The sequence below is a fragment of the Caballeronia sp. M23-90 genome (genome assembly GCF_053574605.1).
In genome coordinates, this window is record NZ_JBSIPA010000921.1 from 1 (window position 1) to 837 (window position 837).

1 protein-coding gene is annotated in these 837 nt (G+C 52.2%); it reads left to right on the forward strand.

From position 1 onward, the window contains the following. Window positions 1-268 precede the first annotated feature (268 nt). Window positions 269-733 (forward strand): PAS domain-containing protein, encoded by a 465-nt coding sequence (locus ACRXB1_RS37005; protein ID WP_449494901.1) that lies wholly within the window; start codon window positions 269-271, stop codon window positions 731-733. The last annotated feature ends 104 nt before the right edge of the window (window positions 734-837 follow it).

The following is an 837-nucleotide window of genomic DNA, read 5'->3' on the forward strand; positions in this document are numbered from 1 at the left end:
CCAGCCCAGCGGGCTGCGGTACGGGCTTCACTACAGATTTCATCGGATTGGCCATGAATTGCATCCTGTCTTTGTACTCTAATTGGTCCAAGGCAGGTGTCGCATCTCATATTGGCACGCAGGGCTGACGGTAAGTACGGGAGTACGGCCGTTCATCGATGAAGCAACGGGCAGTAAATTCTTTTTAATCATTTTTAACGAGATCGTTGATGCAAGCGCTGGATCGGAGATCGCGGAACATCCTCGCGCCAGTAAGGCTCGCAACCCGTTGATCGATTCGCTGGAATCAGAACTGCGCACGGCACGCAATCAGTTGCAGGCGAGTCTGGAACATGCCGATGCATCCACCGAAGAGCTCAAGGCGTCCAACGAGGAACTGCAAGCGATCAACGAAGAGCTTCGCTCGACAACCGAGGAGTTGGAGACCAGCAAGGAAGAGCTTCAATCAATTAATGAAGAACTCGTAACCGTTAATACAGAGCTGCAAAGTAAGATTTTTGAAACAGGCAAGGCCAATGATGATTTGCTTAATCTGATTTCGGCAACGGGCATTGCCACCGTTTTCGTCGATCGCGCAATGCGAATCAGCCGTTTCACGCCAACGGCGACGACACTCTTCAACATCATCCCGTCAGACCTTGGCCGCTCGTTGCTCGACATTACGCATCGGCTGGATTATCCAACTCTCGCCCAAGATGCGGCTGAAGCCTTCTGCGTATTCCACGCAAAGTGAATGGCCATTCCACGGCAAAGTGAATCGTGATTCCAAGGCAAAGCGAACAGGAATTCCACGTCATCGCGAACAAACGGAGCGCAGCGACGCGGGGCCTTTGCTAT